This is a genomic window from Micromonospora citrea (genome assembly GCF_900090315.1).
Classification (GTDB): domain Bacteria; phylum Actinomycetota; class Actinomycetes; order Mycobacteriales; family Micromonosporaceae; genus Micromonospora; species Micromonospora citrea.
This window is the reverse complement of record NZ_FMHZ01000002.1, coordinates 5,857,968-5,883,405: the sequence shown is the minus strand read 5'-3', so window position 1 is coordinate 5,883,405 and position 25,438 is coordinate 5,857,968. Positions and strand designations below refer to the sequence as shown.

General features: G+C 71.2%; 32 protein-coding genes. 10 read left to right on the top strand and 22 right to left on the bottom strand.

Annotation, left to right across the window (positions count from 1 at the left end; all coding sequences use genetic code 11):
* Positions 1-863: 863 nt before the first annotated feature.
* The 6 genes from GA0070606_RS26900 to GA0070606_RS26870 all read right to left on the bottom strand — a co-directional run bounded on the left by GA0070606_RS26900 (position 864) and on the right by GA0070606_RS26870 (position 10,913).
* Positions 864-1,169, bottom strand: coding sequence for a hypothetical protein (locus GA0070606_RS26900; protein WP_091105774.1), 306 nt, complete (start codon positions 1,167-1,169; stop codon positions 864-866).
* A 63-nt stretch (positions 1,170-1,232) separates the two neighbouring features.
* The gene (locus GA0070606_RS26895; protein WP_091105771.1) at positions 1,233-2,159 is read right to left on the bottom strand and encodes a hypothetical protein; all 927 of its coding nucleotides are present in this window, start codon (positions 2,157-2,159) and stop codon (positions 1,233-1,235) included.
* Positions 2,160-2,360: 201 nt separating this feature from the next.
* Positions 2,361-3,272 (bottom strand): glycine-rich domain-containing protein, encoded by a 912-nt coding sequence (locus tag GA0070606_RS32725; RefSeq protein WP_176737430.1) that lies wholly within the window; start codon positions 3,270-3,272, stop codon positions 2,361-2,363.
* Positions 3,269-4,351, bottom strand: a complete 1,083-nt coding sequence (locus tag GA0070606_RS26880; protein WP_245724817.1) for a hypothetical protein — start codon at positions 4,349-4,351, stop codon at positions 3,269-3,271. The genes GA0070606_RS32725 and GA0070606_RS26880 overlap by 4 nt, the downstream gene beginning before the upstream one ends.
* The gene (locus tag GA0070606_RS26875) at positions 4,329-8,093 is read right to left on the bottom strand and encodes a hypothetical protein (RefSeq protein WP_091105764.1); all 3,765 of its coding nucleotides are present in this window, start codon (positions 8,091-8,093) and stop codon (positions 4,329-4,331) included. Before GA0070606_RS26875 ends, GA0070606_RS26880 begins: the two co-directional genes overlap by 23 nt.
* Entirely contained in the window at positions 8,094-10,913 is a 2,820-nt protein-coding gene (locus tag GA0070606_RS26870; RefSeq protein WP_091105761.1) for a phage tail protein, read from the bottom strand.
* Between the two features lie 157 nt (positions 10,914-11,070).
* Between GA0070606_RS26870 and GA0070606_RS26865 the strand changes: the two genes are divergently transcribed.
* The 10 genes from GA0070606_RS26865 to GA0070606_RS26820 all read left to right on the top strand — a co-directional run bounded on the left by GA0070606_RS26865 (position 11,071) and on the right by GA0070606_RS26820 (position 15,881).
* Positions 11,071-11,445 carry a hypothetical protein gene (locus GA0070606_RS26865; protein ID WP_091105759.1) on the top strand — a complete coding sequence of 125 codons (375 nt, stop codon included), beginning with the start codon at positions 11,071-11,073 and terminating at the stop codon, positions 11,443-11,445.
* Positions 11,442-11,963 (top strand): DUF6879 family protein, encoded by a 522-nt coding sequence (locus GA0070606_RS26860; protein WP_141721839.1) that lies wholly within the window; start codon positions 11,442-11,444, stop codon positions 11,961-11,963. The genes GA0070606_RS26865 and GA0070606_RS26860 overlap by 4 nt, the downstream gene beginning before the upstream one ends.
* Positions 11,960-12,808 (top strand): helix-turn-helix domain-containing protein, encoded by an 849-nt coding sequence (locus tag GA0070606_RS26855; protein ID WP_091105754.1) that lies wholly within the window; start codon positions 11,960-11,962, stop codon positions 12,806-12,808. The genes GA0070606_RS26860 and GA0070606_RS26855 overlap by 4 nt, the downstream gene beginning before the upstream one ends.
* A 225-nt stretch (positions 12,809-13,033) precedes the next feature.
* The gene (locus GA0070606_RS26850) at positions 13,034-13,291 is read left to right on the top strand and encodes a hypothetical protein (protein WP_091105750.1); all 258 of its coding nucleotides are present in this window, start codon (positions 13,034-13,036) and stop codon (positions 13,289-13,291) included.
* Entirely contained in the window at positions 13,288-13,494 is a 207-nt protein-coding gene (locus GA0070606_RS32720; RefSeq protein WP_091105747.1) for a hypothetical protein, read from the top strand. Before GA0070606_RS26850 ends, GA0070606_RS32720 begins: the two co-directional genes overlap by 4 nt.
* Positions 13,491-13,865 carry a recombinase zinc ribbon domain-containing protein gene (locus GA0070606_RS26840; protein WP_141721837.1) on the top strand — a complete coding sequence of 125 codons (375 nt, stop codon included), beginning with the start codon at positions 13,491-13,493 and terminating at the stop codon, positions 13,863-13,865. The genes GA0070606_RS32720 and GA0070606_RS26840 overlap by 4 nt, the downstream gene beginning before the upstream one ends.
* A 56-nt stretch (positions 13,866-13,921) precedes the next feature.
* Complete coding sequence (locus GA0070606_RS26835; RefSeq protein ID WP_091108228.1) at positions 13,922-14,140, top strand: DUF397 domain-containing protein; 219 nt, start codon at positions 13,922-13,924, stop codon at positions 14,138-14,140.
* 173 nt (positions 14,141-14,313) lie between these two features.
* Entirely contained in the window at positions 14,314-15,168 is an 855-nt protein-coding gene (locus tag GA0070606_RS26830) for a peptidoglycan recognition protein family protein (RefSeq protein WP_091105743.1), read from the top strand.
* 10 nt (positions 15,169-15,178) lie between these two features.
* Positions 15,179-15,553: a hypothetical protein gene (locus tag GA0070606_RS26825; protein ID WP_091105741.1), complete on the top strand. Its 375-nt coding sequence runs from the start codon at positions 15,179-15,181 to the stop codon at positions 15,551-15,553.
* Positions 15,554-15,566: 13 nt separating this feature from the next.
* On the top strand, positions 15,567-15,881 hold the full coding sequence (locus GA0070606_RS26820; protein ID WP_091105737.1) for a hypothetical protein: 315 nt from the start codon (positions 15,567-15,569) through the stop codon (positions 15,879-15,881).
* 224 nt (positions 15,882-16,105) lie between these two features.
* Here GA0070606_RS26820 and GA0070606_RS32195 read toward each other — a convergent pair whose 3' ends face one another.
* From GA0070606_RS32195 to GA0070606_RS32710, 16 genes are all read right to left on the bottom strand, one after another.
* A complete protein-coding gene (locus tag GA0070606_RS32195; protein WP_141721835.1) occupies positions 16,106-17,800 on the bottom strand; it encodes a hypothetical protein in 1,695 nt (564 codons plus the stop codon).
* Between the two features lie 181 nt (positions 17,801-17,981).
* The gene (locus tag GA0070606_RS26810) at positions 17,982-18,539 is read right to left on the bottom strand and encodes a DinB family protein (protein WP_091105733.1); all 558 of its coding nucleotides are present in this window, start codon (positions 18,537-18,539) and stop codon (positions 17,982-17,984) included.
* 50 nt (positions 18,540-18,589) lie between these two features.
* Positions 18,590-19,132 (bottom strand): hypothetical protein, encoded by a 543-nt coding sequence (locus GA0070606_RS32190; protein ID WP_141721834.1) that lies wholly within the window; start codon positions 19,130-19,132, stop codon positions 18,590-18,592.
* A 240-nt stretch (positions 19,133-19,372) separates the two neighbouring features.
* Positions 19,373-19,681 carry a hypothetical protein gene (locus GA0070606_RS26805; protein WP_141721832.1) on the bottom strand — a complete coding sequence of 103 codons (309 nt, stop codon included), beginning with the start codon at positions 19,679-19,681 and terminating at the stop codon, positions 19,373-19,375.
* Positions 19,633-19,983, bottom strand: coding sequence for a hypothetical protein (locus GA0070606_RS26800; protein ID WP_091105729.1), 351 nt, complete (start codon positions 19,981-19,983; stop codon positions 19,633-19,635). Before GA0070606_RS26800 ends, GA0070606_RS26805 begins: the two co-directional genes overlap by 49 nt.
* A 12-nt stretch (positions 19,984-19,995) precedes the next feature.
* On the bottom strand, positions 19,996-20,133 hold the full coding sequence (locus GA0070606_RS32965; RefSeq protein ID WP_218106060.1) for a hypothetical protein: 138 nt from the start codon (positions 20,131-20,133) through the stop codon (positions 19,996-19,998).
* 294 nt (positions 20,134-20,427) lie between these two features.
* A complete protein-coding gene (locus GA0070606_RS26790) occupies positions 20,428-20,697 on the bottom strand; it encodes a hypothetical protein (RefSeq protein WP_091105727.1) in 270 nt (89 codons plus the stop codon).
* Positions 20,690-21,244, bottom strand: a complete 555-nt coding sequence (locus tag GA0070606_RS26785; protein ID WP_091105724.1) for a hypothetical protein — start codon at positions 21,242-21,244, stop codon at positions 20,690-20,692. Before GA0070606_RS26785 ends, GA0070606_RS26790 begins: the two co-directional genes overlap by 8 nt.
* Positions 21,241-22,023 carry a hypothetical protein gene (locus GA0070606_RS26780; RefSeq protein WP_091105722.1) on the bottom strand — a complete coding sequence of 261 codons (783 nt, stop codon included), beginning with the start codon at positions 22,021-22,023 and terminating at the stop codon, positions 21,241-21,243. The genes GA0070606_RS26785 and GA0070606_RS26780 overlap by 4 nt, the downstream gene beginning before the upstream one ends.
* An 8-nt stretch (positions 22,024-22,031) precedes the next feature.
* Positions 22,032-22,949 carry a PKD domain-containing protein gene (locus GA0070606_RS26775; RefSeq protein ID WP_091105719.1) on the bottom strand — a complete coding sequence of 306 codons (918 nt, stop codon included), beginning with the start codon at positions 22,947-22,949 and terminating at the stop codon, positions 22,032-22,034.
* Between the two features lie 162 nt (positions 22,950-23,111).
* A complete protein-coding gene (locus GA0070606_RS26770; protein WP_091105716.1) occupies positions 23,112-23,396 on the bottom strand; it encodes a hypothetical protein in 285 nt (94 codons plus the stop codon).
* Positions 23,396-23,782, bottom strand: coding sequence for a hypothetical protein (locus GA0070606_RS26765; protein WP_141721828.1), 387 nt, complete (start codon positions 23,780-23,782; stop codon positions 23,396-23,398). The genes GA0070606_RS26770 and GA0070606_RS26765 overlap by 1 nt, the downstream gene beginning before the upstream one ends.
* Complete coding sequence (locus GA0070606_RS26760) at positions 23,779-24,285, bottom strand: hypothetical protein (RefSeq protein WP_091105712.1); 507 nt, start codon at positions 24,283-24,285, stop codon at positions 23,779-23,781. Before GA0070606_RS26760 ends, GA0070606_RS26765 begins: the two co-directional genes overlap by 4 nt.
* Complete coding sequence (locus GA0070606_RS26755) at positions 24,282-24,830, bottom strand: hypothetical protein (RefSeq protein WP_091105709.1); 549 nt, start codon at positions 24,828-24,830, stop codon at positions 24,282-24,284. Before GA0070606_RS26755 ends, GA0070606_RS26760 begins: the two co-directional genes overlap by 4 nt.
* Before the next feature lie 147 nt (positions 24,831-24,977).
* Positions 24,978-25,151, bottom strand: coding sequence for a hypothetical protein (locus GA0070606_RS32715; RefSeq protein WP_176737429.1), 174 nt, complete (start codon positions 25,149-25,151; stop codon positions 24,978-24,980).
* A 29-nt stretch (positions 25,152-25,180) separates the two neighbouring features.
* A complete protein-coding gene (locus tag GA0070606_RS32710) occupies positions 25,181-25,357 on the bottom strand; it encodes a hypothetical protein (RefSeq protein WP_176737428.1) in 177 nt (58 codons plus the stop codon).
* Positions 25,358-25,438: the final 81 nt, after the last annotated feature.

Here is a 25,438-nt window from a genome sequence, read left to right as displayed (position 1 = left end):
CTCCTTCCCTTCTCAGGCACGGCCCGCAGCGCGGGCCCGTGCAGCGGAGCCGACTTCCTACACCCGGGATGGGCACAGGAGCCATTCGGCCCCTCGACGTAACGGTGGTCGACACCGCTCGCGGCGCGGACCCCAACTGTTTCTTGTTCCCTGTATGTCTTGCGTCCGGGTGGCGGACCAACTCGGTCCGCGTGACGGACTAGTTCTAGTCCGCGACCCGGACTAGATGCGCCCTTCACTGATCCGTCCACCGGACTACCAGACCCGGGCGATTCGGGCGCGGCTGGTCCGGCACGCGGACCAACTACGCCCAGCTCGGTGAGCCGCCGCAACAGATCCGGCGGCACCCCCAGGCGGTACACCGTCCGGGCCTTCTTGCGCCTGGCGTCCGCGACCGTCGGCCGCTCGCGCCACACCCACTTGCTCTCCGGGCGCTCCTCGCCGTCCTCGCCGTCCTTTCCCTCCAGCAGGTTCAGCCACTTCGCGACCGACGACCGGGCGAGCCCGGTCGCCTTCTGCAAGTCGGTCAGGCTCGGCGTGAACTTCTCGGGGATCACCGCTGTGGCCGCGTCGGCCCACGTAAGCAGCGTCAGGACGAGCTGCCGGCCGGGAGGGTCCAGCGTGCAGAGCTCGTGCCTCACCGCGCGCTCGACCGTCCACCGGTCCACCATGCAGGCGGCCTCTCTGTGCAAAGCCGCCAGCGCACCGTCGCCCGAACTGGCGTACGATGCGCGTGCGACCCGTTCTCCGTTCCGGGTACGTCCATTTCGGCCCCGCCAGATGACCGCCTGGCGGGGTCGAGACGTTTTCCGGCACCCTACACCCGCTCTGTACGGCTGCAATGGCATCGGACGTGCTCATACCTACGCCGCCTCGTCCGCGTCCTCGTCGAGGACGTCCCACGGGTCCCACACGATCTTCCGGTTCGTCTCCTCCGCCCAGGCGTAGATCGTCGTCAGCTTCCACTGCGGGTTGTTGCTGACCTCGCCGTCCTCCTTGGGCAGCTGGCCCTTCGACCGCCACTGGTACGGCGTGTTGTCCTTCACGCCGAACATGCGGACCAGCTCCTTGAGCCCGACCATCACCGGCAGCGACAGCGGGCCCGGCGTCATCAGGTCGGCCGCGATCCTCCGCGTAACCGCCTTCAGCTTGACCTGGTTCACCTTCACTGTTCCTCTCCTCCCACGGCCGGATGCCATACAAGGTCAATGTACGGCACCCGCCGGGGACGGTCAGGCCGCCACCCGGGCGGCGGCGTACGGCGCGGCGCGCAGCAGGTCCCGCGCCAGGTCGAGCAGGCAGCAACGGTCGAGCAGGTGCACCCGGCCGTCCGAGAAGATCGACGGCGGCTCCAGCGGCACCTCGGCCATGAACCGCACCCGGAACTCGCTGGCCAGCTCCTGGCCCGCCTTGTCGTGCATCCACGTCGGCACCAGCGCCCACCGCACGCCCGCCTCGGACAGCGTGGCGGCGACCCACCGGGTCGCCGCCACGTTGCGCTGCACGTTGGCGACCAGCAGCACCAGGTCGCACTGGCGGGCCACCTCGATCTGCCCGGCCTCCAGCGCCCGGTCCAGGTCGACCACCTTCACGTCGGCCGCGAACCGGTCGACCGGCCGCAGCGGCTTGAACGGCTCGTCGACCACCCGCAGGCCCTCGGCCGGCGTGCCGAGCCGGTCGTCCACGCCGCCACGCCCGGTCGCGTCGACGAGCAGCGTGCGCCGCCCGCCCTCGGCCGCGACCAGCCCCAGCGCCACCGCCAGGGTCGTCGCCCCGGCGCCGCCGTGGCCGCCGACCACGCCGACGCGCACCTCGGCCGCCTGCCCGTTGGCCGCCTCGGCGACCAGCTGGCGGACGGCCTGCGCGCCGGTCGGCAGGTGGTACACCGGCACCTCCGGGTACTCGGCCTGCCAGCCGCGGTACGCGGCGGCCAGCCGGTCGCCGTCCAGCTTCTCCGGAGCGACGACCACCATGCACGGGTGCGCCGGCATCCCGGCCGCCAGCGTCTGCACGCGGGCGTCGACCAGCACCAGCGGCGCACCGCGCCACTGCGCGACGGTCGGCTTCCCGACAACGACGTCCACGGCGGCGTCGCCGAGGGCGTCCACCACCTCGTCCACGAACTCGTGGCCCCAGGCCACGACCAATGCCTTGCCCATCCAAACCTCCTGTTGAGGGCGGCGATACGTACAAAGACATTGTATACGACTCGGGCCTCAGCGTCAATGTTATATGTACGGCGGCGCGGCGCTTTGCTCGCTGTCGGCGCGGGCCGCTATGCTGGTGTCTCCACGTGAACGCAGCGCAGCCCCGGATTTCGCGATCCGGGGCTGCGCTGTTTCCAAGGCCAGGTGAGGCGGTCAGTAGACGACCTCCACGATCACGATGCCGCCCTTGCCGTTGCCACCGCGCCGCGACGTCGCCTGGCCGATCGCGCCAGCCCCGCCACCACCCCAGCCGAGGGCGGCCGGCGCGTCGCCGCTGACCGACCCGGACGAGTTCGCCCCGAACCCGAGCAGCGAGTTGCCGCCCTTGCCCCGGAAGGTGTGCCGGGAGTCGAGGGTCCGGTTGTAGTCGCCGTACTCGCCCGGCGAGTTCAGCACGTTCCCGCCCACCGCGGTGCCGCCACCGCCGCGTCCGCCGGCCTGGTCGCCAACGACCGCGGACACCCCGGGGGCGGAGCCGCCGCCGCCGGCCGTCCACAGCCCCCCGAAGCTCGTGTCCCCGCCCGTGCCGCCGCCCCCGAACGCCCCGCCAGCGCCGCCCGCGCCGACCGTCACCTGCACCTCGGCCGGCAGCTCGGCCGCCGACCACACGCTCTCGCAGTAGCCGCCGCCACCGCCGCCACCGGCCGCGCCGTTGCCGCCGGTCGCGCCGGTCACCCCGCCGCCGCCACCACCGCCGCCGACGCCGTACGCCCGGATCCACCGCGCGCCCGCCGGCACCTTGAACGTCCCGCTCTCCGTGAACGTCTTCATCGGCGCGTCGGGCCCGGGCGAGCCGACCACGCCGACGATGTGGTTCCCGGCCGGCGGCGACTTGAGCACCATCACCCGGGCGCGCACCGGGACCGCGCCGATCATCGACGTCACCCGGATCGCCTGGGTGTCGCCGTCGTGCAGCGCCCGGACCGTGCCGTCGCTGGCGACGCTCGTCACCGTCGCCGGCCGTAGCCGCCACGTCAGCCCCAGCCGGACCGCCTTCTCCAGCACCGCCTCGGCGAGCGCCTTCACCGGAACCGCCAGGCCCGGTACCTTCCCGTTCCCGCTCACGCCTCCCCGCCTTCCGTCTCCGGGTACGCCCGCCGCAGCGTGTGCCGCATCTCCCCGCCCGGCACCAGCGGCATCGTCCAGCTGACCTCCAGCCACCGCACCCGGTCCCAGCGCACCACCTCGTAGGCGTCGTGCCGCGGGTCCACCGGGGTGCTCAGCTCCACCACCTCGTACACCGTCTGCTGGAGCCCCAGCGTCCGCGCGTACACCGTCGCCTGCGCCTGCGAGCGCACCTGCACGTCGACCGTCTTCGGCAGCACGAACCCGCGCTGCGCGATCGAGTGGGGCGCCGACGCCGGCACGTCGTACACCCCGACCACCGGCTCCGCCTCCGAGCCCGGGTCGTTGGACACCACCACGAAGCGGTTCGGCGCGGTCAGCAGGTCCGTCCCCCGGGAGATCGACCCCCGGATCACCCGGCGGGAGGCGTCCAGGTCGATCGTCACCGCCTGGTCGGCCGGGTCGAACGCCCGCCGCAGCCGCAGCCAGCCGCGGTGGTCGAACCACGGCATGAAGTACCCGCCCGACGTCGCCAGGTCCCGCAGCGCGTTCGCCCGCGACGTGCCCGGCGACCAGGCTGCCACCGACGTGAACTCCGTCGCGTCGACCACCAGCTGCCCGATCGGCAGCCCCTCCACCAGCCGCGCGACCACCTGGTCGACGAGCTGGCCGCCCGCGTCGAAGCCGACGTCCAGCTCCTGGTCGACCACGAACATCTCGTCCAGCAGCGTCAGCGGCGCCGTCGAGCCGGCGCTGGTCACCAGGTCCGACGAGTCCGACACCAGGTAGCGGCCCAGCCGGTACGAGCTGCCGTCGCCCAGCACCATCCGGGGTGCGATCCGGTCCGTCAGCTGGTTGACCCGCTTCGCGTCCTCCACGCCGAGGGTCACCCCGGACAGCCGGCGCGGGATCGTCGACGTGCTGTCGTGGCTCAAGCTCGGCGACGTGTCCCGCAGCGGCGTGAGCTCGCGGCGGACCACCCCGGTCCGCCCGTCGATCAGGTCGAACCGGAACGACGCCGACCGCTGCCCGCGCCAGTCGGGCAGGTCCAGCAGGTCAGGCGACGGCGCAGATGCCACGGCCGTCCACCTCCCACACATTGCCCTGCGCGTCGGCGAACTGCGTCGTGCCGGCCGCCTGGCCCTCGAAGTCCGGCGCGGCCAGCACCGGCCCGTCGACGCCCTGGCGCACCTCGGCCCGGGCCACCGTCACGGCGCCGGTCAGCGTCAGCGCCAGCCGACCCGCGTCCACCGTCGGCGGTTCCGGCGCCGCGACCGGCCCGCCCAGCTCCGTCCACGTCACGCCGTCGTCCGAGTGCCAGAACGACGCCGCGCCGTCGCCGATGAAGTCGTTGCGGTACGTCACCCGCAGCCACCGCCGCTGCCGGGTCACCACCAGGTCCCGGGTGTCCTCGCATCCGGTGAACCCGCCGCCGCCCCACAGCCGCAGGCAGGTCTGCGCCGTGTCGGCGGTCAGCCCCCAGCCGGTCGCCCCGCCGTCGTCGGTGCGCGACAGCTCGGCCGACCACTCGTCGCCGGTCGGCCGCAGCTCCACCCGCAGGTCCAGGTCGTTCGACGCCGGCTGCCGCACCGACACCGCGGCCACGCTGACCGTCGGGGCCGCGTTCGTGTTGCCCGCCGTCAGCACGCCCCGCACACCGATCTGGCCAACGCCCGCCAACCCGGTGTCCTTCGCCGACTGCTCCCACCGCGCCATGTTCTGCCCGTCCGGCCACACCGCCACCCGGACCGCCCCGTCGCGGACCTGCAACCGCATCCAGTACCACGGCCCCGCCTGGTAGGCGAGGAAGTCGGTGCCGTTCGCCGCCCGCACCGTGGCCAGCGGCGTGACCGTCGTCAGCGCGCCGCCCACCACCCGTTCGATCGACACGCCCAGCCGGCCGTCGGTCTGCGCGGCCAGCCGCGCCCGGTAGTTCGTGCCGACCGCCGTGTACCGGGCGACCACGTACGCGTTGATCGGCTGGCCGGTCGCCACCGCGCTGAACCTGAACCGCGCCTGGAAGTCGACGTCCTCCCAGCCGGCGCCGACGACCGCCATGCGCGAGCCCCCGCCGGCCAGCTTGATCGTCGCCGACTCGGAAGCCACCGAGAAGTCCGTCGCGGCGCCTTCGACGATCGCCCAACCGCCGCCCAGCCCGTCCACCACGTTCCGGCCGAACAGGTCCTGGAACACCTGCGGCGCGATGCCGGCCGCCGGGACGGGCGTGCCCGCCGTCACCGACTCCACCTGCCCCTCCGGGCGCAGGCCCTCGCACGGGGCCGGGCCGCCGTCCAGCGGGGCCGGCGTGCGCGTCACCTCGATCACCTGGAGCTGCGCCAGCAGCAGCTGGCCCGCCTTGCGGCGCTTCGCCGACCCCGACGGCACCAGCAGCGTCGACAGCCACCGGTTGTTCAGCTCGTCGCGCACGCACACGTACGGCACCGTGTCCCACGCCAGGTCCCGCAGGTCGGTGAAGCCGCGGTCCAGCGTCTCCGGCGGCACCGCCGCCGAGTTCACCAGCACCGCCCGGGTGAACTCCACCCCACCGCGCTCCAGCGGCCGGAACGCCGTGCGGAAGTCCCGGTCGAACATCTCCTGCAACTCGACCTGCCCCGCCTCGGGGAACGTGAACTCCTCCACCGTCGACCGGTCGTAGTTCGCCACGTACGCCAGGTTCCCGGCCGGGTTGTGATTGGAGGTCAGGATCAGCACGCCCGTGTCGACGTTGCGGCCCTCCACGCCCGGCGAGGCGATCGTCGCCGCCACCGGAAGCGACCACGGCCCGGCGACGCCGAGGCGGTGCACCATCCTGATCCGGTACCGCGACTCGACGCCCACCCGCGCCTCGTAGTCGTCGACCGCCGCCACGGACGGCTCGATCACCTTGGCGATCGTCTCCCACTCACCGGCGGGCATCGTGTCGTCCTGGCGCTGCACCTCGTAGCAGCCCCAGCCGCCCACCACCGACGAGTTGACGGCCATCCACGACAGCCGGTGGAACCGGATGCCGGTCGGGATCTTCGCCGCCGGCCGGTCGCACTGCTCGTCGACGACCCGCAGCGGCTGCACGGCCAGCAGCACCTCCAGGCCCAACACCGCGTCCATCTCCTGCGCGAACATCAGCGTCAGGTCCGCCGACTCGTCGGACTGCCCGTCGACGACCGCGAACGCGGTGCGGCCGCCGTAGCCGGTGTCCGCCTCGAAGCCGGCGGGCTGCGTGCTCCACGGGTTCGCGTCGGCGCCGAGGACCTGCCACGGCGACTGCCCGTCCGCGCTGCTGGTGAACGTCCAGTACGTCGTCTCGCCAATCCCGTCGGACAGGTACGGCGGGTCGAGGCGCGCCGTCACCTCCCGCCAGCCGTCGGCGATCTCCGGCAGCGCGTCGAACTCCTCCACCGTGACCCGGGCCAGCGGGCCCCGCCGCTGGCTCGTGTCCAGCTCGGAGACCTGCGCCAACTCCAGCGGAGCCCGCGTGCCCGGCAGGTGCCGCGCGTAGAACCGCACCCACACCCAATCCGCCGCCACCTCCTCCACGAGCTGCTGCATCGTCCAGCCCGAAGGGGTCAGCTCCGACACCGTGGCCACCGCCCGGGTCAGGTAGCTGTGGCTGCTCAGGTCCGGGTTGCCCGGGGCGCTGACCCCGGTGAACAGCACCACCGACGGCAGCTCGTCGACCGTCTCCACCGTCGGCGTCTGCCCGGCCCGCAGCGTCTTGCGCAGCAGCACGCCGCGGTGCGCCGGGTACGGCTCGACCGGCCCCAGCCGGTCCACCTTCACCGGCACCGGCGAGGCCACCGACTGCTGCCCCGAGTACGCCTGCCCGACCGTCACCGCGTACTCCCGCCCGCCGGTCAGCTCCACCGTGCCGGAGAAGTTCTTCGCCTCCCAGATCGGCACCTCGTAGTAGTACCCGCCGATGTACGCCGCCCCCTGGGACAGGTCGAGGCCGCCGCCGCCGACCCGGTTCTCCTCCCCGTACGTCACCTCCAGCGCCAGGTAGTGCACCTGGAACACCGCGGTGGCCGCCGCGTTGGCGGCGACCTGGAGCCGCACGTTGATGTTCGTCCCGCCCGACGCCGCCAGCGCCGACAGGCCCGCCGGCGGGTTGCCGGTCGACGCGAGGGTCCGCGACCGCCACGGCACCCGGCCCCGTTCCGTCGTCGGCGCCGCCGCCGTGTTCCACCACGGGTTCAGCTCGCCGAGGCGCGACCGGCTGACCGCCGTCACCCCGTTGTGGGCGGCCGGCCCGTTCAGCGTCTCGTCCATCAGCCAGTTCACCCCGGCCGACGGGCGCTCGAGGCCGAGGGTCACCGCCGGGGCCAGGTCGGCGAACGGGCCCGAGATCACGTACAGCACCGACACGTCGAGGATCCGCCGGCCGTCCAGCGCGGCGTGGGTGCGCGACACGTCCGTGTCGAACCAGAACCGCGCCGCCGCGTTCGGCCCGGTCAGCGTGATGTGCCGCGGGTCGGACGGGTTGCTCACCGCGTCCGGCGGCGTCGCCGAGCCGCCCGCGAGGGCTCCGCCGGGCAGCATCGCGCCGTCCCGCACCGGGATGACCAGCTTGCGCACCGGCCCGGTGCCGGCGACCTGGCCCGCCGGGTACAGGTTGACCAGCAGCTCCTTGCGGTTCGGCAGGCCCGGCGGCGGCGACGCCACGTGCAGCCGCACCCGCCGCAGCCCGGCGCCGGCGGCGTGGCTGGCGCGGGCCCGGAACGTGTAGCCCAGCTCGCTTCCCGTGTCGAGCTGCACCGTGTCGGCCACCAGCGGCGCCCACTGCATCCCCAGCACGTAGGGCCGGTCCGGGTTGTACTCGCCCACTCAGATCGTCCTCACGGTCGTGGCCACGTCCCTGCGGGCCAGCGTCTCCAGTACGCCTTCACCGACCGCCCGGCCGGTGTCCAGCGCCTCCTGCCGGGTCGGCAGGACTCCCTCGAAGGTCACTCGGATCGCGTCGCGCCCGAACATCACGGACCCGCCACCGTCGCCGCCGAGCAGCCGCATCAGCCCGGACTGCTCGGCCAGCTCCCGCGCCCGGCGCGGCCGGGTCAGCGGCACCACCACCTCGTCGCCGGCCTCGCCGCCGACGAACAGCGTCGGCCGGCGCAGGATCGCGCCGTTGGCCAGCGCCGGGATGCGAGGCAGCGACCCGGGCAGCTTGGCGTCGATCGACGCGATACCCGAGTTGATCTTGCCGATGACCCGGTTGATGAACCCCGTGATCGCCGACGTGATCGACCCGGCGACGTCGCCGATGAACCCGCCCACGTTCTTGAGCCCGTTCATGAACCCGCTGATGAGGCTCCGGCCCGCCGACACGAACTTCCCGGCCAGTCCGGCGAGCCGGCCGGGCACGCTGCTGATGAACGACACCAGGGCGCTCACGCCGCTCGACGCCGCGCTACGCGCCGCGCTCATCGCCGACGACAGCGCGCCGGCCAGGATGCCCGGCAGCCGCGACAGGCCCGACATGATCCGGCCGGGCAGCCCGGTCACGAACGACACCACCGCGTTGATGCCCGCGGTCGTCAGCGCCCGCGCGCTGGCCCACAGCCGGGAGAAGAACCCGGCCAGCAGGCCCGGCAGCGCCGCAATGCCGCTGAGGACCATCCCGGGCAGCTGCGTCACCGAGAAGATCAGCAGGCCGATCCCGACGCCCACGGCCTGGAGCGCCATGCCCAGCGCCGACGTGAACAGGTTCCACAGCATCCCCGGCAGGCTCGCCAGGAACGAACCGATCTTCCCGGGCAGCTCGGCGAACCAGGTGCCGAGCGAGGAGAAGAACCCGACCACCGCGTTCCACGCCGACGAGAACGCCCCGCCGATCGCCGCCCCGACCCCGGCCCAGTCGATCCCGTTCAGCCAGGCGGCGACCTTGCCCAGCCACTCGGCCACCCCGGTCAGCGGCGACAGCAGCCACGTCAGCGCGCCCGCGAGCGCCGAGATCAGCGGCGCGATCGCCGCCGACACCAGGAACTGCACCAGCAGCGCCGCGACCTTGATCAGCGGCGCGACCAGGGCGACCGCCACGACGGCGAGCTGTGCCACCAGCTGGATCAGCGGCGTCAACGCCACCACGACCTCGATCAGCGGCGGCAGCAGCGACAGGATCGTCGGCAGCATCGGCGCCATCGCCTGCACCACCTGCATGACCAGCGGGCCAAGCACCCCGAGGATCGGGGCAAGCGCGCTGCCCAGCGCGGCGACGAGCTGGCCGAGCACCGGGCCCATCTGGGTGAACAACTGCGCGAGCTGCCCGGCGGCGGGGGCGAGGATCGCGGCGATCGTCTGCCCGACCTGGAGCAGGATCGGCGCCAGCGCGGTGATCAGCGGCCCGATCAGCGGGACCAGCGCGTTCAGCGCCGTCGCCAGCGGGCCGATCAGCATGGCCACCAGCTGCCCGACGACCGGCAGCAGCGGCGCGATCGCCAGCGCGATCGACGCGATCACCTGCGCGATCGGGCCCAGCGACGGGGCCAGCGCCTGGATGCCCACCGACAGGGCGGACAGCACCGGGCCGAGCGCCGCGCCGAGCGTGCCGATCGCCGGCCCCAGCGCCGTCGCGACGGCCTGCAACGCCGGCACAACCGCCTGCACGATCGGCAGGAGGGCCGGCACCAGCGACTTGCCGATGATCCCCAGCAGCGTCATCAGCACCGGCGACAGGCCCGACGCCGCCGTGCCCAGCGCCGTGAACACCCCTTGCAGCGCCTGCGCGCCCTCCGCCGAGGCGAAGAACTCCCGCAGCGTGCCGGTGGCCATCACCAGGCTGCCGAGGAAGCCGCCGCCGCCGGCCGCCTGGCTGACCGCCTCGAAGACCGAGCGGAGGATCCCGCCGACGTTCGCCGCGACCTGGCCGAGCTGCCGCAGGATGCCCAGCGCCGTCTGGATCGCCGCGGTGGCCGCGCCGCTCTGCGCCATCGCCGACAGCCACGCGCCGAACTTCGCGCCCAGGCCGCCGGCCACACCGGACAGCTGGCTCACCGCCGGGAGGCCCACCACGGCTATGTCGCGGAACCCGGCCAGCAGCGGCCCCACCGCCACGGCGAGGTTCGCCACGGCCTCCCGCGCGCCCATCAGCACCCCGCGCAGCACCGACACGGTGGCGCCCTCCCGGGCGAACTCCAGCGCCCGCCGCGCCACCAGCCCGTACTCGGCCGCGATGCCGGCCAGGCCGGCGCGCAGCGGCCCCGCCAGCACCGAGGCGGTCGCCTTGACCTGCCCGAGCATCGGCCCGGCGAACGCGTCCTGCGTCGCCGTGCGGATGCCCTCGATCGCCGGGCCCACCGCCTGGAACTCGCGGGCCAGCTTCTGCGCCTGCGGCGACAGGTTCTCCAGCGCCTTCTCGAACGTCTTCGCGTCGCCCTCGACGACCGCGCCCATCGCGTCCCCGAAGCCCGACGTCGCGATCCGCAGCGCGCCCATCGCCGCGCCGTAGACCGACGCCGCCGCGGGCACGGCGAACGCCGCGCCGCTGACCTGCGCCAGCGCACCGGCCAGGCCGACCAGGCTGCCCGTCGCGCTGGCGGCCACCCCGCTCAGCGCGCCGATCTTCAGCGCCGACTTCAGCCCGCGTTTCAGGTCCGGCGCGAACTTCCTTACGTCGCCGATGATCTCGATGTACGCACGTCCCAGCGCCACGCCCCCAGCGTAGGCCAGATTGGGCGGTCGCAATCCCTCACTGCGGCCGTGTAGCTATGCCTCCTGCGACCAAGTCGATCCCTTGACGTTGCACGCGCTGCGGCCGACGATCTGCAGGACGGGCAACAACGTGCAACCATCGCTGGGAGGCAGGGGCATGCGGTTAACGTTCTTGGGCAAGGAGTCGACGGGCGGGCAATCCCCCACGCTTTACGCCACGGACCGAGACAGCTACGTGGTGCAGGGCTGGAAGGTCGCCGATCCCACGATCCTCGCCCTCGAGACAGAACAGGAGACAGTCGTTGAGGTGCCCGCCCCCCTGATGCGCCACCTGGCCAAGAACGGCCTCGCCGGGGTGGTGACCCGGATCGAGGCGCCCATCATCGACGTCACCACGGACGGCAACTACATCATTCAGGGTGCGCGTGTAACCGACCAGGCAGCTCTCGCTCTCATGGACATCCCGGGCCATGAAACCTGTGTCGAGGTTTCGGCTCGCCACATGCAGAACCTGGTGGCCAGCAGTCGATGAAACCCATCACCAGTGCCGAGTTCCGGTCCATGTTCCGCCCCGGCAGCCGAGCGTGGCATTTGGAGCTGCGTGACACATACCACGTCGAGGACGAGGACGTTCCGTTCGACTTGTGGTTGCGCGGCATACCGGACGACTTCGCATGGCGGAAGGACTGGCTGTCCTTCATGAGCGAGGTGACGTCGGCAGGGACTCAGGTCCAGCGGCTGCGCATTGTGACGGAGCCCCTGTCGGACTACATGCGCTGGGCGATGGCGCTGGACCCAGGCAACATCGAGGCCGGCGAGGAAGTCAGGTACGTTCCGCGCGCGCAGGTAGCCGAACGCCCGCTACCCGCGGAGGACTGCTGGCTCTTCGATGACCACCTGCTCGTCCTCAGCCTGTTCAAGCCGGATGGGCGTGGTGCCGGCTACGCCGTAGAGGACGATCCCGAGCAGCTGACCCTGTATCGGGCAACCCGTGACGACCTGTGGCCGCGTGCGGTTCCGTACACCGAGTACCGACCTGCAACGACGTGAGCACACCTGCCCGTCAGGCCCGGGAAGCGCTGGGGGTCAGGCTCAGGGACATCCGGCAGGACGCCGACCTGACGGGCAGAGCGCTTGCCGCAGGCGCCGGTTGGCACTACACGAAGGTCTCCAAACTGGAGCACGGCGTCATCAACGCCTCCGAGGAGGACGTACGCACGTGGTGCCGGCTCTGCGGGGCCGACGACCAGGCGGCGGACCTCATCGCGGTCGTGCGCTCCATCGACACCATGTTCGTCGAGTGGCGGCGGCTGCTCAGGTCCGGCACACGGACACGGCAACGGGAAAGCGTCCGCTTCGAGGCTGACACGAAGCTGTTTCGCGCATTCGAGCCGCAGGTCATCCCGGGACTCCTGCAAACAGCCGAGTACGCCGCCGCCATCCTCAGCGCGTTCATCGGCTTTCACGATCTGCCGGACGACGTGGAAGAAGGCGTCGCCGCGCGAATGGAGCGTCAGAGCATCCTCTACCGGGGTGACCACCGGTTCCACATGGTGTTCTGCCAGGCGGCTTTGACTCTGGGCGTCGCGCCTCCCGACGTACTCGCCGGTCAACTGGACCGGCTGCTCGCCCTTTCGACCCTCCCCCGCGTTCACCTGGGTGTCATTCCCACCCGCGCAGCACACGGTTTCCTCCCCCTGCACGGGTTCTGGATCCTCGACGCGAAGACCGTCCTCGTCGAAACCATCTCCGCAGAACTCAAGCTGACCCAGCCCCGGGACATCGCCGTCTACAGCCGGGCCTTCGAACGGCTCGCCGGGTCAGCCGCCTACGGCCGGGAGGCGCGGGCCCTCATCACGGGGGCGCTCCGGGATCTGGACGACGACGCGAGTTGATGCAACATCGTGCAACATCCTCGCACGCCATCGGCGACCGCCCATACGGTCCCTGGTGGGCGTGATGCACAGTGACCGCTCGATCACTGGTGAGCGCCCGGGTTCAGAGAAGGCTGGGGGCTACTCGTGGTCGTTCTATCTACCGGTCGGGGCCAATCACACAGCGGCAGGCCCGGCGCCGCCTCGGCAGGCCGCTCGGGCTCCCCTCCATTTCGAGAGCGGCTCGTGGTCCCGCCCCCGCCGCCCGGCGAGGTCGTCCCCAGCTACGGCTACCTCGTCCTCAGCCCCGGCGAAAGGCTGACCCTTGCCGGGCACATGCTCGCCACGCACCAGCCCGACGGCCCTGTCGTCCGCGTCGGCTTCGCCTGGCCGTTCATCGCCGTCAACGACCGCCGCTGCACCTGGTGCCGCAACGCCTGGCCGTGCAGCGCCGCGAGCTGGGCGGAGCAGGTCCAGGTCGACGCCTACGGCTGGGCGCTGTGACCGCCCCCGCGGGGCACCGCCGCTGGTCCCGCTGGCTGCACCGCCGCTCCACCCCGGACCGCCGGGCGTCGGTACCCGAAGCCGGCGCCCGGCCCACCACCCCGGCCGCCCCGCCCTCCTGGAACGGGCCGACCGTCATCCTCTCCACCGCGGTGCTGACCACGCCCGCGCAGCGGTGGCGCGGCAACGGGGGGCGGCCGTGAACGCCACCCGCCCCAGCCTGATCTCCGGCGGCTCCCTGTGCGGCCGGGCCGCCGCCTGGGGCCGGCGACACATGGCCGCCAGCACTGACCCGTACCTGCTGCGCACCCTGCTGTGGTGCGGCCGGTGCGACGTGCCCATGCACCCGCACCCGCACTGCGGCGAGCGCACCTACAAATGCCCGCTCGGCTGCCGGAAGGTCCCCCTCTCCGCCGAGGCCATCGAGGCGGTCACCTGGACCGCCGCCGAGCGCCGGGCCACCCTCTCCGGCATCGCCCCGCCGTTCCGCAAGTCGGTGCTGGAGCAGCTGCTAGTCAAGGTGATCCTCCGCGCCAACGCTCCCGACGACCTGCGCTACATCTGGCGCACGTAGACCCGCCCGCCGCGACGGGAGCGGCCAGCAAGCAACCGAAGGAGCACGCCGTGGACATGCAGCAGCGGCCGATCGGCCAGTGGTTCAAGTCCAGCAAGTCCGGCCCCAACTGCGACAACTGCGTCGAGGTCCAGTTCCTCGGCGGCGGCAACGTCGAGCTGCGCAACAGCCGCGACCCGCAGGGCCCGACCCGGGTCTTCGACGCGGGCGAGTGGGACGCCTTCATCGCGGGCGCGAAGGCGGGCGAGTTCGACCTGCCCGCGCACGCCCGCTGACCCGGAGGCCGGCCCTAGCGTCGTGGCCGGCCTCCGCACGACCCCCGCCGGTCGCCGCTGTCCGCGCAGCGGCGGCCGGCGGGCCTGCTTTCGCCCCGCGCACGTCACCCCGGCCCGCTACCGTAGAGCCGCTGTCCCCCGACAGACGATCCACGCTGCCGGGAGGACAACCAGTGCACATCATCAGCCGCGCCGAATGGGGCGCCCGCCCACCCGAGTCCCGCTCGACCGTGCCCTGGTCGAAGCGGACCGTCTTTATGGGCCACTACTCCGCCGCGTCGGCGACACAGACCCCGCGCCAGATCCAGGACTACCACCTGCGGGTCAAGGGCTGGTCCGACATCGGCTACAACTTCCTCATCAACTCCATCAGCGGCGTCATCTACGAGGGCCGGGGCTGGACGACGCTCGGCGCGCACTGCTCCGGCCACAACACTGAGGCCATCGGCGTCTGCATCATCGGCAAGGACCAGCCCGGCCGCCAGGACGTCTCCGACGCCGCCCGCCGCGCCTTCAAGTGGCTCTACGAGCAGGCCAACGACCGCACGGGCAAGCGGCTCCAGCTGCTCGGCCACCGCGACCGCGGGAACACCTCCTGCCCCGGCGACGAGATCTACGCATGGCTGCACGCCGGCCTGCCCATCGTCGGCGGAACCACGCCCGCGCCCGCCAAGCCGCCGGCCGCCGGCAAGCCCGCACCCGGCACGCCGATCGCCTTCCCCTTGCCCGCCGGCTGGTACTTCGGCCCGGCGTCCGGCCCCGACTACAGCGTCTCCGGCAAGTACGAGCGCTACTTCAAGGGCCGCACCGACCGGACGTGGATGCGCGAGTGGGCCACCCAGCTCGACCGCCGGCGCTGGTCGATCGGCAAGGGCAAGACGTGGCTCGGCGGCGCCGGAAACGACGGCATCTACGGCCCGGAGTACCGCGCCCTCGCCGAAGCGTTCCAGCGCGACCAGCGGCTGCGCGTCGACGGGCTGATCGGCGTCGCCACCTGGGACGCCGCCTTCAAGAACCCGGTCACCTGAGGCGGCGGCGATGGAGCCCGTGCTCATCGCCGCGCTCGTCGGCGGCGGGTCGATCGCGGGCGCCGTCGTCGACCGCGTGCTCACGGCGATCCTCGGCCGGCGCAAGGAGCGCACCAGCCTCGCCGACTACGAGACGCAGATCGCCGAGAGGTTGCTCGGCCGCATGGACGCCCAGCTCGCCGGCGCCGAGACGAAGCTCAGCCTCGCCGAGACGCAGATGGCGGCGGCCAATCTGACCATCCACCAGCTCCACGAAGAGCTGGCCATCACCAAGGCCGAGGTCGCCCAGCTCCGCGCCGAGCTGGCCGCCCGGCAAACCCTGGCCGCCGAGCGGGACAAGCTCCTCATCGAGAACGTCCAGCTCAAGGCCTCATCCAGCAACTAGGAGGGAAAATCCCGTGACCGCCAGCACCACCCAGACCCGCCACCCGTGGCGGGCCGTCACCCGCACCACCTTCGCGGCCGTCGTCGCGCTGCTGTCGCTGCTGCCGACCATCGCCGCCGCCGCCGGTATCGAGGCGGTGCCGCTCGTCGCCCAGGCCCTCGCCGTCGCCGCCGCGGTGACCCGCGTCCTCGCAATCCCCGGCGTCGACGACTTCCTCCGGCGCTACCTGCCATTCCTGGCTTCCGCGCCCGCCCACGAGCAGCCGCCGGTCCCCCTGCCTCGCCGCGAGCCCAGCTCCACCCTGTTCCCGGGCGACGGATTCCGCTGAGCCCGGATCGGAAGGAGGGCGGCGGTCCCGGTTCGGGGCCGCCTCCCTTCTATCTCGAGCCCGCGCCGGCCATGCTGCCCAGCGCACGACGGCTCTTGTCCTCTTGCGACGGGCACCCCCGTCCCAACAGATGCTCGATGACCGCGGTCAAGCGGCAGGTGAAGACGAAGATACAACGCCGCTCGGGTTTGGACCGCTGGCGTAGGCGCCCAGCGTGAACTCTTCTACTGCCCCCTCCGGCACCAGGATTCAAGTTCACCGCCCGATACGACCGCCCGCAAGCCGTCGACCACAAAATCCAGGGCGTCAGCACTCATCAAGTATGGTACGAAAGGGGTACATACGACGCCCTTAACCGCCGAGTAAGAGCTCAATTCGTCAACAAGGTTTTCATCGACCATGGCCGTGACCTGCTGCTGCCACTTGGCCGCATCCTTTTCTAGCGCATCGCGTAGGTTTTTCACCGCCTGCCATGATCCCGTTTCGTAGTTGTCGTCGTATCGCTTGCTCTTGGCGTCCACTAGAAGTAGCGTGCCGTCGCGATAAGCGACCGCGTCGATGTCCGTAAACGCATTGCCTGCACGCTTGATTTTCCGGCGGATAAGCGATCGAGCGACGCCTGTCGGTTTTGCGGGCGTGTCGTCAATGAGTTCCTGTAGCTTTCGCTCGAAGTGCTGCCCGCGGACGTTGGCAATTTTTCCATCGGCAGACGAATAGGTGAGCAGCCGCCGCAGACTTTCTGATGCGCCGACGACATCGAGAATCACGGCGTCGGCCAATTCTCGGACCGGCGATGAGGGGAACAAGGGAAAAGAAGAGCCACGCCAGTCTAGGAGAGCCTGTAGGGCCTGCTCGCCCGATGGCGGAAGGAGAAATGGAAGGCGTGCAGCGTCGACCGACGTAAGCATCACGGCCAACGTCTCCTCCAGTTCGGCAAGCAAGGTTTCTTTCGACATGATGGAGTAGCCGCGCTGAAGGATGTCGAATGCTGCCCGGTCGGAGCTACGGAATATGTCGCTCGCCGTCTGAGTCAGCAATAGATTGACGCCAAGGAGGCCGTCATCTCGCCGACCAGTCGAAAAATCGAGATTCTCGACTAGATCGAGTATATGGTCTAGTGGAAGACCTAAGGGCCAATATCTTCTGGGAATGACGACATCGTGCTGGTTTTCGGGATGCGGGAGACTGAGACTATCGGGCTGGGTCGTCCGACCGAACATCAGCATTTGAGTCCCACGGGGCCCCAGGATCTGTCGCCGACTTAATGGCGGAAGTGCCGTACCAAGGCCGCTCAGGAGGTTTCCAGAGTCAAGTGACATACGTTGGTCGTATAGCTCGACGAAGGGCCTAATCTCTCGATTATCTACTGTGTATGGCCAGCCATCGGGTCGCCATTTAATCGACGCGCCCTTGCCACACCATCGGGCCATCGAGTGTGCGTAGGCAATAAGTCGCGAAAAACTCACCAAGGCAGCAACACGGCGGGCCGCCGCTGTAGTCACGGGCAGCGCATAACCGCTAGCGTGACGTCCAATGACTTTCGATGGGTGTGACCCCATAGTGCCTGACATCATTTCGGCCAGTGCGCCTACATAGCCTGAAGTGCTCAAGACGGACCCGGCGGTGAAGCTTGACGGGACGCGGCGGAGGTACCACAGCCACTCACCGGGAGACATGTCCGGCAGCAGCACCCGCATTCGATTTACCACTGCAGCCTCATACCTACGCAAGTAGTCTTGAGCATCCTGCTGTGCTAGGCGCTTGCCTTGCGGTAATCCACCCGCCCGATCCAATTCCTCACCGACTTCTGACCGCTGGATCGCGGCGAGCATATCGCCTTCGCGTTCTTGAATTGCTTCTAGTAGGCGTGCAAACCGATGCTCGGTCTCATCGACGAGATACGTCTGATGCGACTCCATTGGCGCCGCAGTCTCTCTATTGGACGACGGGCGACCGCCCGAGCGGGCGCGACCGCTGGGATGTTGGCGCTTCCGGCGGGCTGCGCTCACGTCGCTAGGCCCCTTTCTGTTGCATCTCGCGGCCGTTCCGTACGTGCCCCGCCGGGTCGGCAACGTCCCAACAAGCGGCAGTTGAGGGCGTTTAGACGGTGAAGTTTTCTGGCGCGCCTTCGCCCACGCGGCCATCCACTGATTCACGGAGGATGTCCGCATGGCCCGTGTGTCGTGCGTACTCCTCAATCATGTCCAGAAGCATCGCCCGGACGGTGGGCGTGCGACCGTCCGGCCAGGTGAAGGACGCCGGTCCGTCGAGCCCGCGCTCTCTGATGACCTCCGCCACGAGCTCGCGCGACCGCTCGACAGCGTCTCGCCACACTGCATAGACATCCTCCGGAGAGTCCAGCGCCCCGGTGCGCCATTCCCAGTCCGGGTCGGCGTCGAAGTTGATGGTGTCCCAGGGGGCTCCGTACTCCTGTCCGGCGAGCTTGACAGCCAACCAGTCTGCCTCGACCAAGGCCACATGCTTGACGAGACCACCGAGGGTCATGGCACTGGCGGCCGTGGTCGCCCGCAGGCCCTTCTCGTCGAGCCCCGACGTCTTCCAGGCGAAGGTCCGCCGGTTGCGCTCGAGAACTGACATCAGGGACTCGGCTTCGGTGGAAGCCGCCAGCGAGGAAAGCTGTCCAGCCGTTTCACTCATGTCCGGAGCATAGCCAGCCGCTCGTGGTCCCCTCATCGGTAGAACCGCGCCTATCCAACCGCCTCTGGCAGAGACCCTGTTCCCGAATATGGCGCGAAACCTTCCGGGTCGATCCCGGCGGCCCGGTAGCGAGCCCACGGGTCGTGTTCAGCTCCCGGAACCAAACGTGTACCGAACCCGGCCGCGTTGATCGCGTCATCCTCAGCCTTCGTGATGACGCAGCAGGCGAGACGATTGTCAAGTACGTCGCGGAGCTGGTCGAGGTCGGCAGGTGGATGATCGAGTAGGTCACGGATCACGAGGTGGACAGGCTCACAGTGCTCGATAACGAGCGCGCATTTGGGGTCCGCGACGACCGCACGACGTGCGGCCTCCGACCAGGGCAACGGAGCAGGGTACTTGCTGCGAATCAGCGGCTGCGGACGGCGGGGAGCTTGCCAGTAGAACCACAGCCACTCCCGCAGCGCCTTCACGCTGGCACGCGAGTTCGTTTCGGCCTCCCACCGGCGATGGGCATCGAGCAACGCGGCCAGGCAGCGTAGGTCGGCGACGTCTCGGTCCAGAGCAACGGCAACAGGCGAGGGAGAACTCACGAGTGGGAGCGTATGCCCATCAGCGACGGTTGACGATGTTCGCGGATCAGCGACAAGCATCGAGGACGGACCGGTCTCGCGACGGCCCGGTAGAGATCGACCGCCGAACCGGGTGGTATCCCCCCCCGTCTGCATCAACTGAAGTTACGAAGCTCGGAATGCGGCCTTCAAGAGCTGAGCTGGGATGGATCTTTTGGGGTGGGGCAACCAGCTGAACAGGCCGACGCCCCAGCCGGGACATCAACTGGAGCCCGACAGTGCCCGGGCGAAACTCTGGGCAGTCTCCTCGTCGGACCATTCCTCGCGGCCCTCCAGCTCCGCGCCAACCGGCGGGGCTTCCAGCCGCTGCCGGAATTTCGCCACCTCATTCTCGTCGCCGCCCTCCACCCACCAGGCGTAGATCACGTCCAGCAGCGACGGCAGCGGCAGGTCCAGCGGCTCCCGGCCGGTGCGCATCAGCAGGATCCCGTGGAACTCGGGCCAGCGTTTGACCGCCAGGGTCAGGAGGCGCTGCCCGATCCAGTAGGGCGGCCGGACCACTCCTCGCACACGTGCGTGAAGATCCCCATGGCGTCGGTGAAGTCGAACTCGTCCTCCGTGTTCAGCAGCCGCTTCCGGAACACCGTCAGGCTCGGCTTGTCCAGCGTCTGCTCGAAGAAGTCGAGCACCGCCGCCACCTGGTCCGCCTCGGACCGGCTCGACGACGCCGCCGCCATCAGGTACGCCAGCTGCGCGTCCTTCGGCGCCCGGCACACCATCTCCACCCCGTCCAGCTTGAAGGGCACGTCCGGCAGCTTCTTCTCACCGCCGGACTGCTTCGCCACCTTCGCGCTGGTCGTGAACTCCCGCATCCTGCTTCCTCCCTACGAGCGGACGAGCCGGAACCCCTCCGACCCCGCTACCTCTTCCATCGCCTCGCGCAGCCACGGCTGCGCCCGCGTCCCCGGGTGGCGCACCAGGCTGGTGAACACCACCTGGCCGCCCGTCTCGAACCGCAGCATCCCCCCCGGCCCGCCGTGGCCGGATCAGGTGCGCCGCCATGCCGTCGTGCACGGCGGCCGCGTACTCGACGTCGTTCTCCACGAACCCGTACACCTGGCCGCCCCGCACGCCGACCTCCTCGCGGTGCGCCGCCCGCAGCCGGCCGGTGTCCACCGGGCACTTGAGCACCGCCCGGGTCCGCACCTTCCGGGTCACGCTGCGGATGAACGACACCACCTGCCCCGTCGAGCCGGTGAGCAGCTGGCGCATCTCGCCGGCGAACAGGTCGACGCGCGGCCGGACCACCACTGCCATCAGCGGCTCCGCGCCCGCCTCGGCCGGCTCTGCTCGTCGCCGCCGCCGTCCGCCGCGATCGTCGGCGCCGGGGTCGGCTCCGTCGCGTCCGGCGGCCGCAGGTCCACGGTGGCCGCCTGCGCCGCCTCCTCGCCCTCCAGCACCTCGTACCGGCCGGCGTCGACGAGCGTGGCCAGCCGCGGCCCCCACTCCAGGTGCTGCACCGACCCGTCCGGCACGCCCGGCATCGCGGTCAGCGCCTTCACCGTCACCTTCTGGCCCTTACGCACCGGCTTCCTCCTCGCACACGCAGATGTTCGTCATCACCGCGACCAGGACCTCCTGGCCGACGCAGCCGCCGGACGGGCCGACGCTGGACTGCTCCCCGATCCACACCTCCTCGACGGCTGGCAGCTTCTGCAGCTCGCACAGCACCGTCCGCCGGACCCTGCCGGCGTCGTCGGCCAGCTCCGCCGCGCTGCGCTCGAGCTGCGCCGCCGTCGGCGGGTTCCCGGCGTCGTCGGGGCTCGGCGCGCACCGGGCCGTCCCGGCGCCCAGCTCCACCGCCCAGAACACGCCCGGGTCGCCGCCGTCGTCGATCGGGCTGCCCCGCCCGCCGGGGAACTCGCCGGGCAGCACCGGGTACGTCCGCACGATCCGCACCCACGCCTGGCCCTCGCAGCACGAGTCGATCGCCACGTCCCGGCCGGGCACCACCGCCACCACGGCGGGCGTCCCGCCGAGCGCCCCGTCCAGCGCCGTCCCGATGACCTCGCGCAGCTTCACCGCCACCGGCCAGGCCACGTCGTCGACGGGCTCCACCACGGGCTCGGTCACGACGTCCTCCTTCTTCCTCGGTTCAGGTCCGGCGACCACACCACCGTGTCGCGGGGCAGCCGGTGCGGGTTCACCACCCGCAGCCACTGGTCGACCTCCGGCAGCCCGGTCATGCCGTCCCGGGCGAGCTGCGCCGGGTCGACGAACGTCTGCTGCACGCCCTGGCGCACCAGCGACGCCACCCGCCTCGGCAGCCGGCAGGTCGTGTCCGCGACCATCGCCTTCGCCACCTCGCAGGCGAACGCGCCGGCCGCCACCTGGCCGCCGGCCGGCACCGGCACGCCCCGCTCGTAGGTGACCGCCCACGCGCCCGGCTGGTCGTCGGCCGCGGTGAGGTCCTGCCAGGTCGGCCAGCTCCCGCCGTCGATCCGGACCAGCCACCGCCGGTCGTAGACCGCGTACGCCTCGGCCGGCAGCTCCTGGCCGTCGATGACAACCCGGGTTACCGCGTTGACCGGGCCGGGCAGGCTCAGCTCCTGCCCGACCGGCCCGCACGCGCACGTCCCCACCGGGCAGCCGCAGAACGTCACCGCGAAGCTGCCGCCGTACGGCAGGTCCAGCCACGACTCCCACCGCCGCCACGCCTCGCCGTCGCCGCGCCGCACCGGCCGCACCGTCGAGTCGCACACGCCGAAGCGGCGGCCGGACAGCGCCCACAGGACCTCCGTCGCGAGGTCCGTGGCCGCCTTCTGCACCGCCTCGTCGAGCTGGTCCCAGCCCTTGCAGTACGCCGTGTTCAGCGGCCACTCGCATGGGCCGGTCCGCGCCGGCTGCGTCACCGTCTACCTCAGGCGGCCGGCGCCACGAACGACTTGAAGCGCTGCGCGCCCGTCGTCGAGTCGGTCAGCGTGATGAGGTACGTACCCGGCGCCGCGTACTCGTGGCTCACCTTCGCCGCCTCGGCCGGGCCGGCGGACGACGCCCCGTCGCCCCAATCCACCGTGTACGTGTTGTCCGGCGCGGCCGGCACGTACGTCGCCGTGAACTCCGCCGTCATGTTCGTCGCGTCCGTGGCGTCGGCCGCCACCGTGCCGTCCGGCGGCCGCACGGTCAGCCCGCACGTCGGCGCCGGCGGCGGCAGGTACGTCCAGTCGAGGTGCAGCAGGTCCTGGTCGCCCATCGGGTCCATCAGGGCCTCGACGCCCGTCTTGCGCAGGTAGACGTCGTACGGGCCGACACCCCAGCCCGGGTTCTCGATCGCCTTGCCGGTCAGCGTGAAGCTCGCCGCTCCGTTCTCGATCGTGAAGTCCCCGATCTGCCCGTCGATGATCTGCGGGAGCAGGAAGTACCCGAACCTCGGCCGCTGCAACGACCCGGCCACGCACTTCTTGAGCTGCGTGCCCGACCACACCTCCAGCGCCACCGCGCTGTCGAGGTTCACCGCCGACGTGATCCGCATGCCCGTCGCGTTGCCGTCCTCGTCGAGGACCACCGGCATCCCGGTGAACAGCGTGTACAGCTCCGGGTCGACCCGGCCCGCCGTCACCGTCACGTTGTACAGCTTGATCCGCCGCCGAGCCGGCTCGTAGACCAGCGGGTCGCCGTTGGCGTCCTTCTGGTCGATCTCCTCGCCGTCGTCGACCTCGGCCCCGTACTCGACCGAGACGAAGCCCTTCGACGTCACGTGGACCGGCCAGCCTCCGGCGCCCAGGATCGGGTCGCCGCACACCCCGAGCTTCGTGGCCCGGAGCATCTTCCCCTTCACGGGGGTATCGCACACTGCGGTCATCAGGCATCCCTCAACAGCGAAGGTCCATGCCCGGCCCGCAGCCAGCGGCGAATACCCCGTCAGCGTAGCCGAGACAGGGCCCCGCCAAAGCGGAGCGGGGCCGCACCCGGCTGGGTGCGGCCCCGCTCTCTACGGCCGTCACAGCTTGCGGCCGTCGATCACCTCCAGCGTCGCGCCGATTTCGGCGGCCTTCGCCCGGGTCCACTCCTCCATCTCGTCCCAGGCCTCACCGGTCAGCACCCACGCGCCCCGCTTGTCGCCGAGGATCGTCGTCACCATCACCGCCGTCCGCACGTCCAGGATCGCCCCGGTCCGCTGGCACTGGATCGTCCGCTGCACCGCGTACAGCAGCGTCTCCCGGTTCAGGTGCGCGTCCCGCTCTTCGTCGGTGTCGGCCATCAGCGCCCGCAGCACGTTGTTCATCAGTACCGCCCCGCCGGGACGGGCGGCGTCAGCCGCGCCGTGCCCTCGACGACCCGGCCCCGGCACCCGCCGCACAGCACGTCGGGCACCGGGCCGTGCGCCAGGTCGACCGGCACCTTCACGACGGCCTTGCAGCCGCGGCAGCTCAGCGCCACCAGCCGGGGCAGCCGCATCCCGAGCAGCAGCATGTCCCGGGGCACCAGCGTCTCCCTCGGCTGCCCGCCCGGCTTCGGCAGGATCACCAGGTTGACGCAGCTCGGGAAGTCGCGCACCTCCTGCACGTCGGCGATCTCCACCAGCTGCCCGAACAGCAGCACCTCGTCTCGGCGGATCAGCTCGTCCGTCCGGATCGGCTGGCTGCCCTGCCCTCTCGTCACAGCGGTCACGCCGCCGCCTCCTCTCGCTCCAGCCAGCAGAACCTGGCCTCGACATCGATCACCAGTTGCGTCGTCAGGCCCGCCCACACGTCGGCGGGCAGCGTGGCCAGGTGGTGCCACCGGCCGCCGTGCGCCCCGTAGACGTGCAGCGCGCCCAGCCCGTGCTCCCACAGGTACGCCCAGCCTTCGTCGTCGAACGGCTGGTCGGCGCCCATCAGCCCGACCGCCGCCGGGCTGCACACCCGGTCGCTGTAGCCCCGGCCGACGCCGCACACGTACGTCCACTCCGGCCGGCGCTCGGCCTTCGCCTGCTCCGGCCAGTGCGTGTTCGCCAGCACCGACCAGTGCCGGTGCAGCAGCTGCCGCACCATCGCCGCGGTGTCGCCCTGGAAGCTGCGGTCCCACATCGCCCGCATCTGGGCGAGCGTCCAGCTCGGCTGGCCCTCCAGCTCGACCAGGCGGGCCCGGTACCACCGGCTGTCCGGGGCGAACTGCCCCACCAGCGCCTTCACCGGCCGGCCTGCATCAGCTGGATCCGGGTCGAGTCCCGGGCCGCCTCGCGGACGGCCTCCATGTAGCCGCGGTAGTCGGACGCCCGCCACTGCGCCGCGTAGCCCGCCTTCTGGACCTCCAGCAGGTCCAGCTGCGACAGGTCGCCCAGCTCGTGCAGCGACCAGCACGCCCACGCCTCCCAGCGCTTCGGGCCGCGCTCGGGGAACACCCCCAGGTAGACGTGCAGCCGGTGGCCACCGAACAGGTACGCCCACTCGCGGTCGCCCGCGCGGGCCTCGACGATCCGGCCGGTCTCCACCGGGTAGCCCTCGGAGGGCACGCCGGCCACGTGGCCGGTCGACCCCGTGCCGGGCACCGCGTAGAGCCGCGACCAGTCGTTCTGCAACAGGACCGCCGCCGCCCGCTCGGGGCTGTGGCCGCACAGCTCGTGCAGCAGCACCGACAGGGCCGGGACGACCATCGTCGGGCAGCCGTCGTGCTGGACGTGCCGCGCGACGTACGTGCCGTCGGCACCCTCGGTGCCGACCAGCGCGCGTAGACCCATGGTTTACCTCCACGTGAACCGGGTCTTGCTTCGGACAGTTACCTTGCGCTGTCCGGCCGCAATCGTCAATAGCGACCGGACAGCAGAACCCCGGCTAGGGGCTCCGCACCGGGGCCGGGCACCCGCCCAGCCCCGCCTACGCAGCCACTAGGACAGGTGCACCGGGAGCGTGTCGCACTCGTCGGCCGGCTCGCCGCGTGGGCACCCCGGGGCGCACGGCCCCGAGAAGTGCTCCCCGCACTCCGTGCAGCAGTCGTTCTCGTCCAGCCAGCCGGCCGCGCTCGCCGCGCGCCGGCCGGCCTGCACCGTGCTCTCCGCCATCTCAGCCCCTCCTCGTCCTCGGCACCCGGTCAGGCCCGACGCATCCGCAGCGTCCGGCCCTCGTAGCTCGTCGACTTGTTGGCGTAGACGAAGCCCTCGGGCGCGCGGGCGTCGACGTCCACCCACTCGTCGCGGACGTACCGGGTGCGGTAGACCGCCCCGCCACGCCGCTCGATCACCTCGAAGAGCTCCACCAGCTTCTCCATCTCCGCCTCCGCTACTCAGGGTGCGCGTGCTGTACATATTCATTGTATGCGATCGGCCCCCCCGGCGTACACGTTTTATGT

What these genes read in the sequence shown, in the direction of transcription:
- GA0070606_RS26895 (WP_091105771.1), bottom strand. Translation starts at nt 2,159, where the DNA reads ATGGGCAAGGCATTGGTCGTGGCCTGGGGCCACGAGTTCGTGGACGAG.
- GA0070606_RS26865 (WP_091105759.1), top strand. Translation starts at nt 11,071, where the DNA reads ATGCGGTTAACGTTCTTGGGCAAGGAGTCGACGGGCGGGCAATCCCCC.
- GA0070606_RS26860 (WP_141721839.1), top strand. Translation starts at nt 11,442, where the DNA reads ATGAAACCCATCACCAGTGCCGAGTTCCGGTCCATGTTCCGCCCCGGC.
- GA0070606_RS26835 (WP_091108228.1), top strand. Translation starts at nt 13,922, where the DNA reads ATGCAGCAGCGGCCGATCGGCCAGTGGTTCAAGTCCAGCAAGTCCGGC.
- GA0070606_RS26825 (WP_091105741.1), top strand. Translation starts at nt 15,179, where the DNA reads ATGGAGCCCGTGCTCATCGCCGCGCTCGTCGGCGGCGGGTCGATCGCG.
- GA0070606_RS32195 (WP_141721835.1), bottom strand. Translation starts at nt 17,800, where the DNA reads ATGGAGTCGCATCAGACGTATCTCGTCGATGAGACCGAGCATCGGTTT.
- GA0070606_RS26810 (WP_091105733.1), bottom strand. Translation starts at nt 18,539, where the DNA reads ATGAGTGAAACGGCTGGACAGCTTTCCTCGCTGGCGGCTTCCACCGAA.
- GA0070606_RS26800 (WP_091105729.1), bottom strand. Translation starts at nt 19,983, where the DNA reads ATGCGGGAGTTCACGACCAGCGCGAAGGTGGCGAAGCAGTCCGGCGGT.
- GA0070606_RS32965 (WP_218106060.1), bottom strand. Translation starts at nt 20,133, where the DNA reads ATGCTGCGGTTCGAGACGGGCGGCCAGGTGGTGTTCACCAGCCTGGTG.
- GA0070606_RS26770 (WP_091105716.1), bottom strand. Translation starts at nt 23,396, where the DNA reads ATGAACAACGTGCTGCGGGCGCTGATGGCCGACACCGACGAAGAGCGG.
- GA0070606_RS26755 (WP_091105709.1), bottom strand. Translation starts at nt 24,830, where the DNA reads ATGGGTCTACGCGCGCTGGTCGGCACCGAGGGTGCCGACGGCACGTAC.
- GA0070606_RS32715 (WP_176737429.1), bottom strand. Translation starts at nt 25,151, where the DNA reads ATGGCGGAGAGCACGGTGCAGGCCGGCCGGCGCGCGGCGAGCGCGGCC.
- GA0070606_RS32710 (WP_176737428.1), bottom strand. Translation starts at nt 25,357, where the DNA reads ATGGAGAAGCTGGTGGAGCTCTTCGAGGTGATCGAGCGGCGTGGCGGG.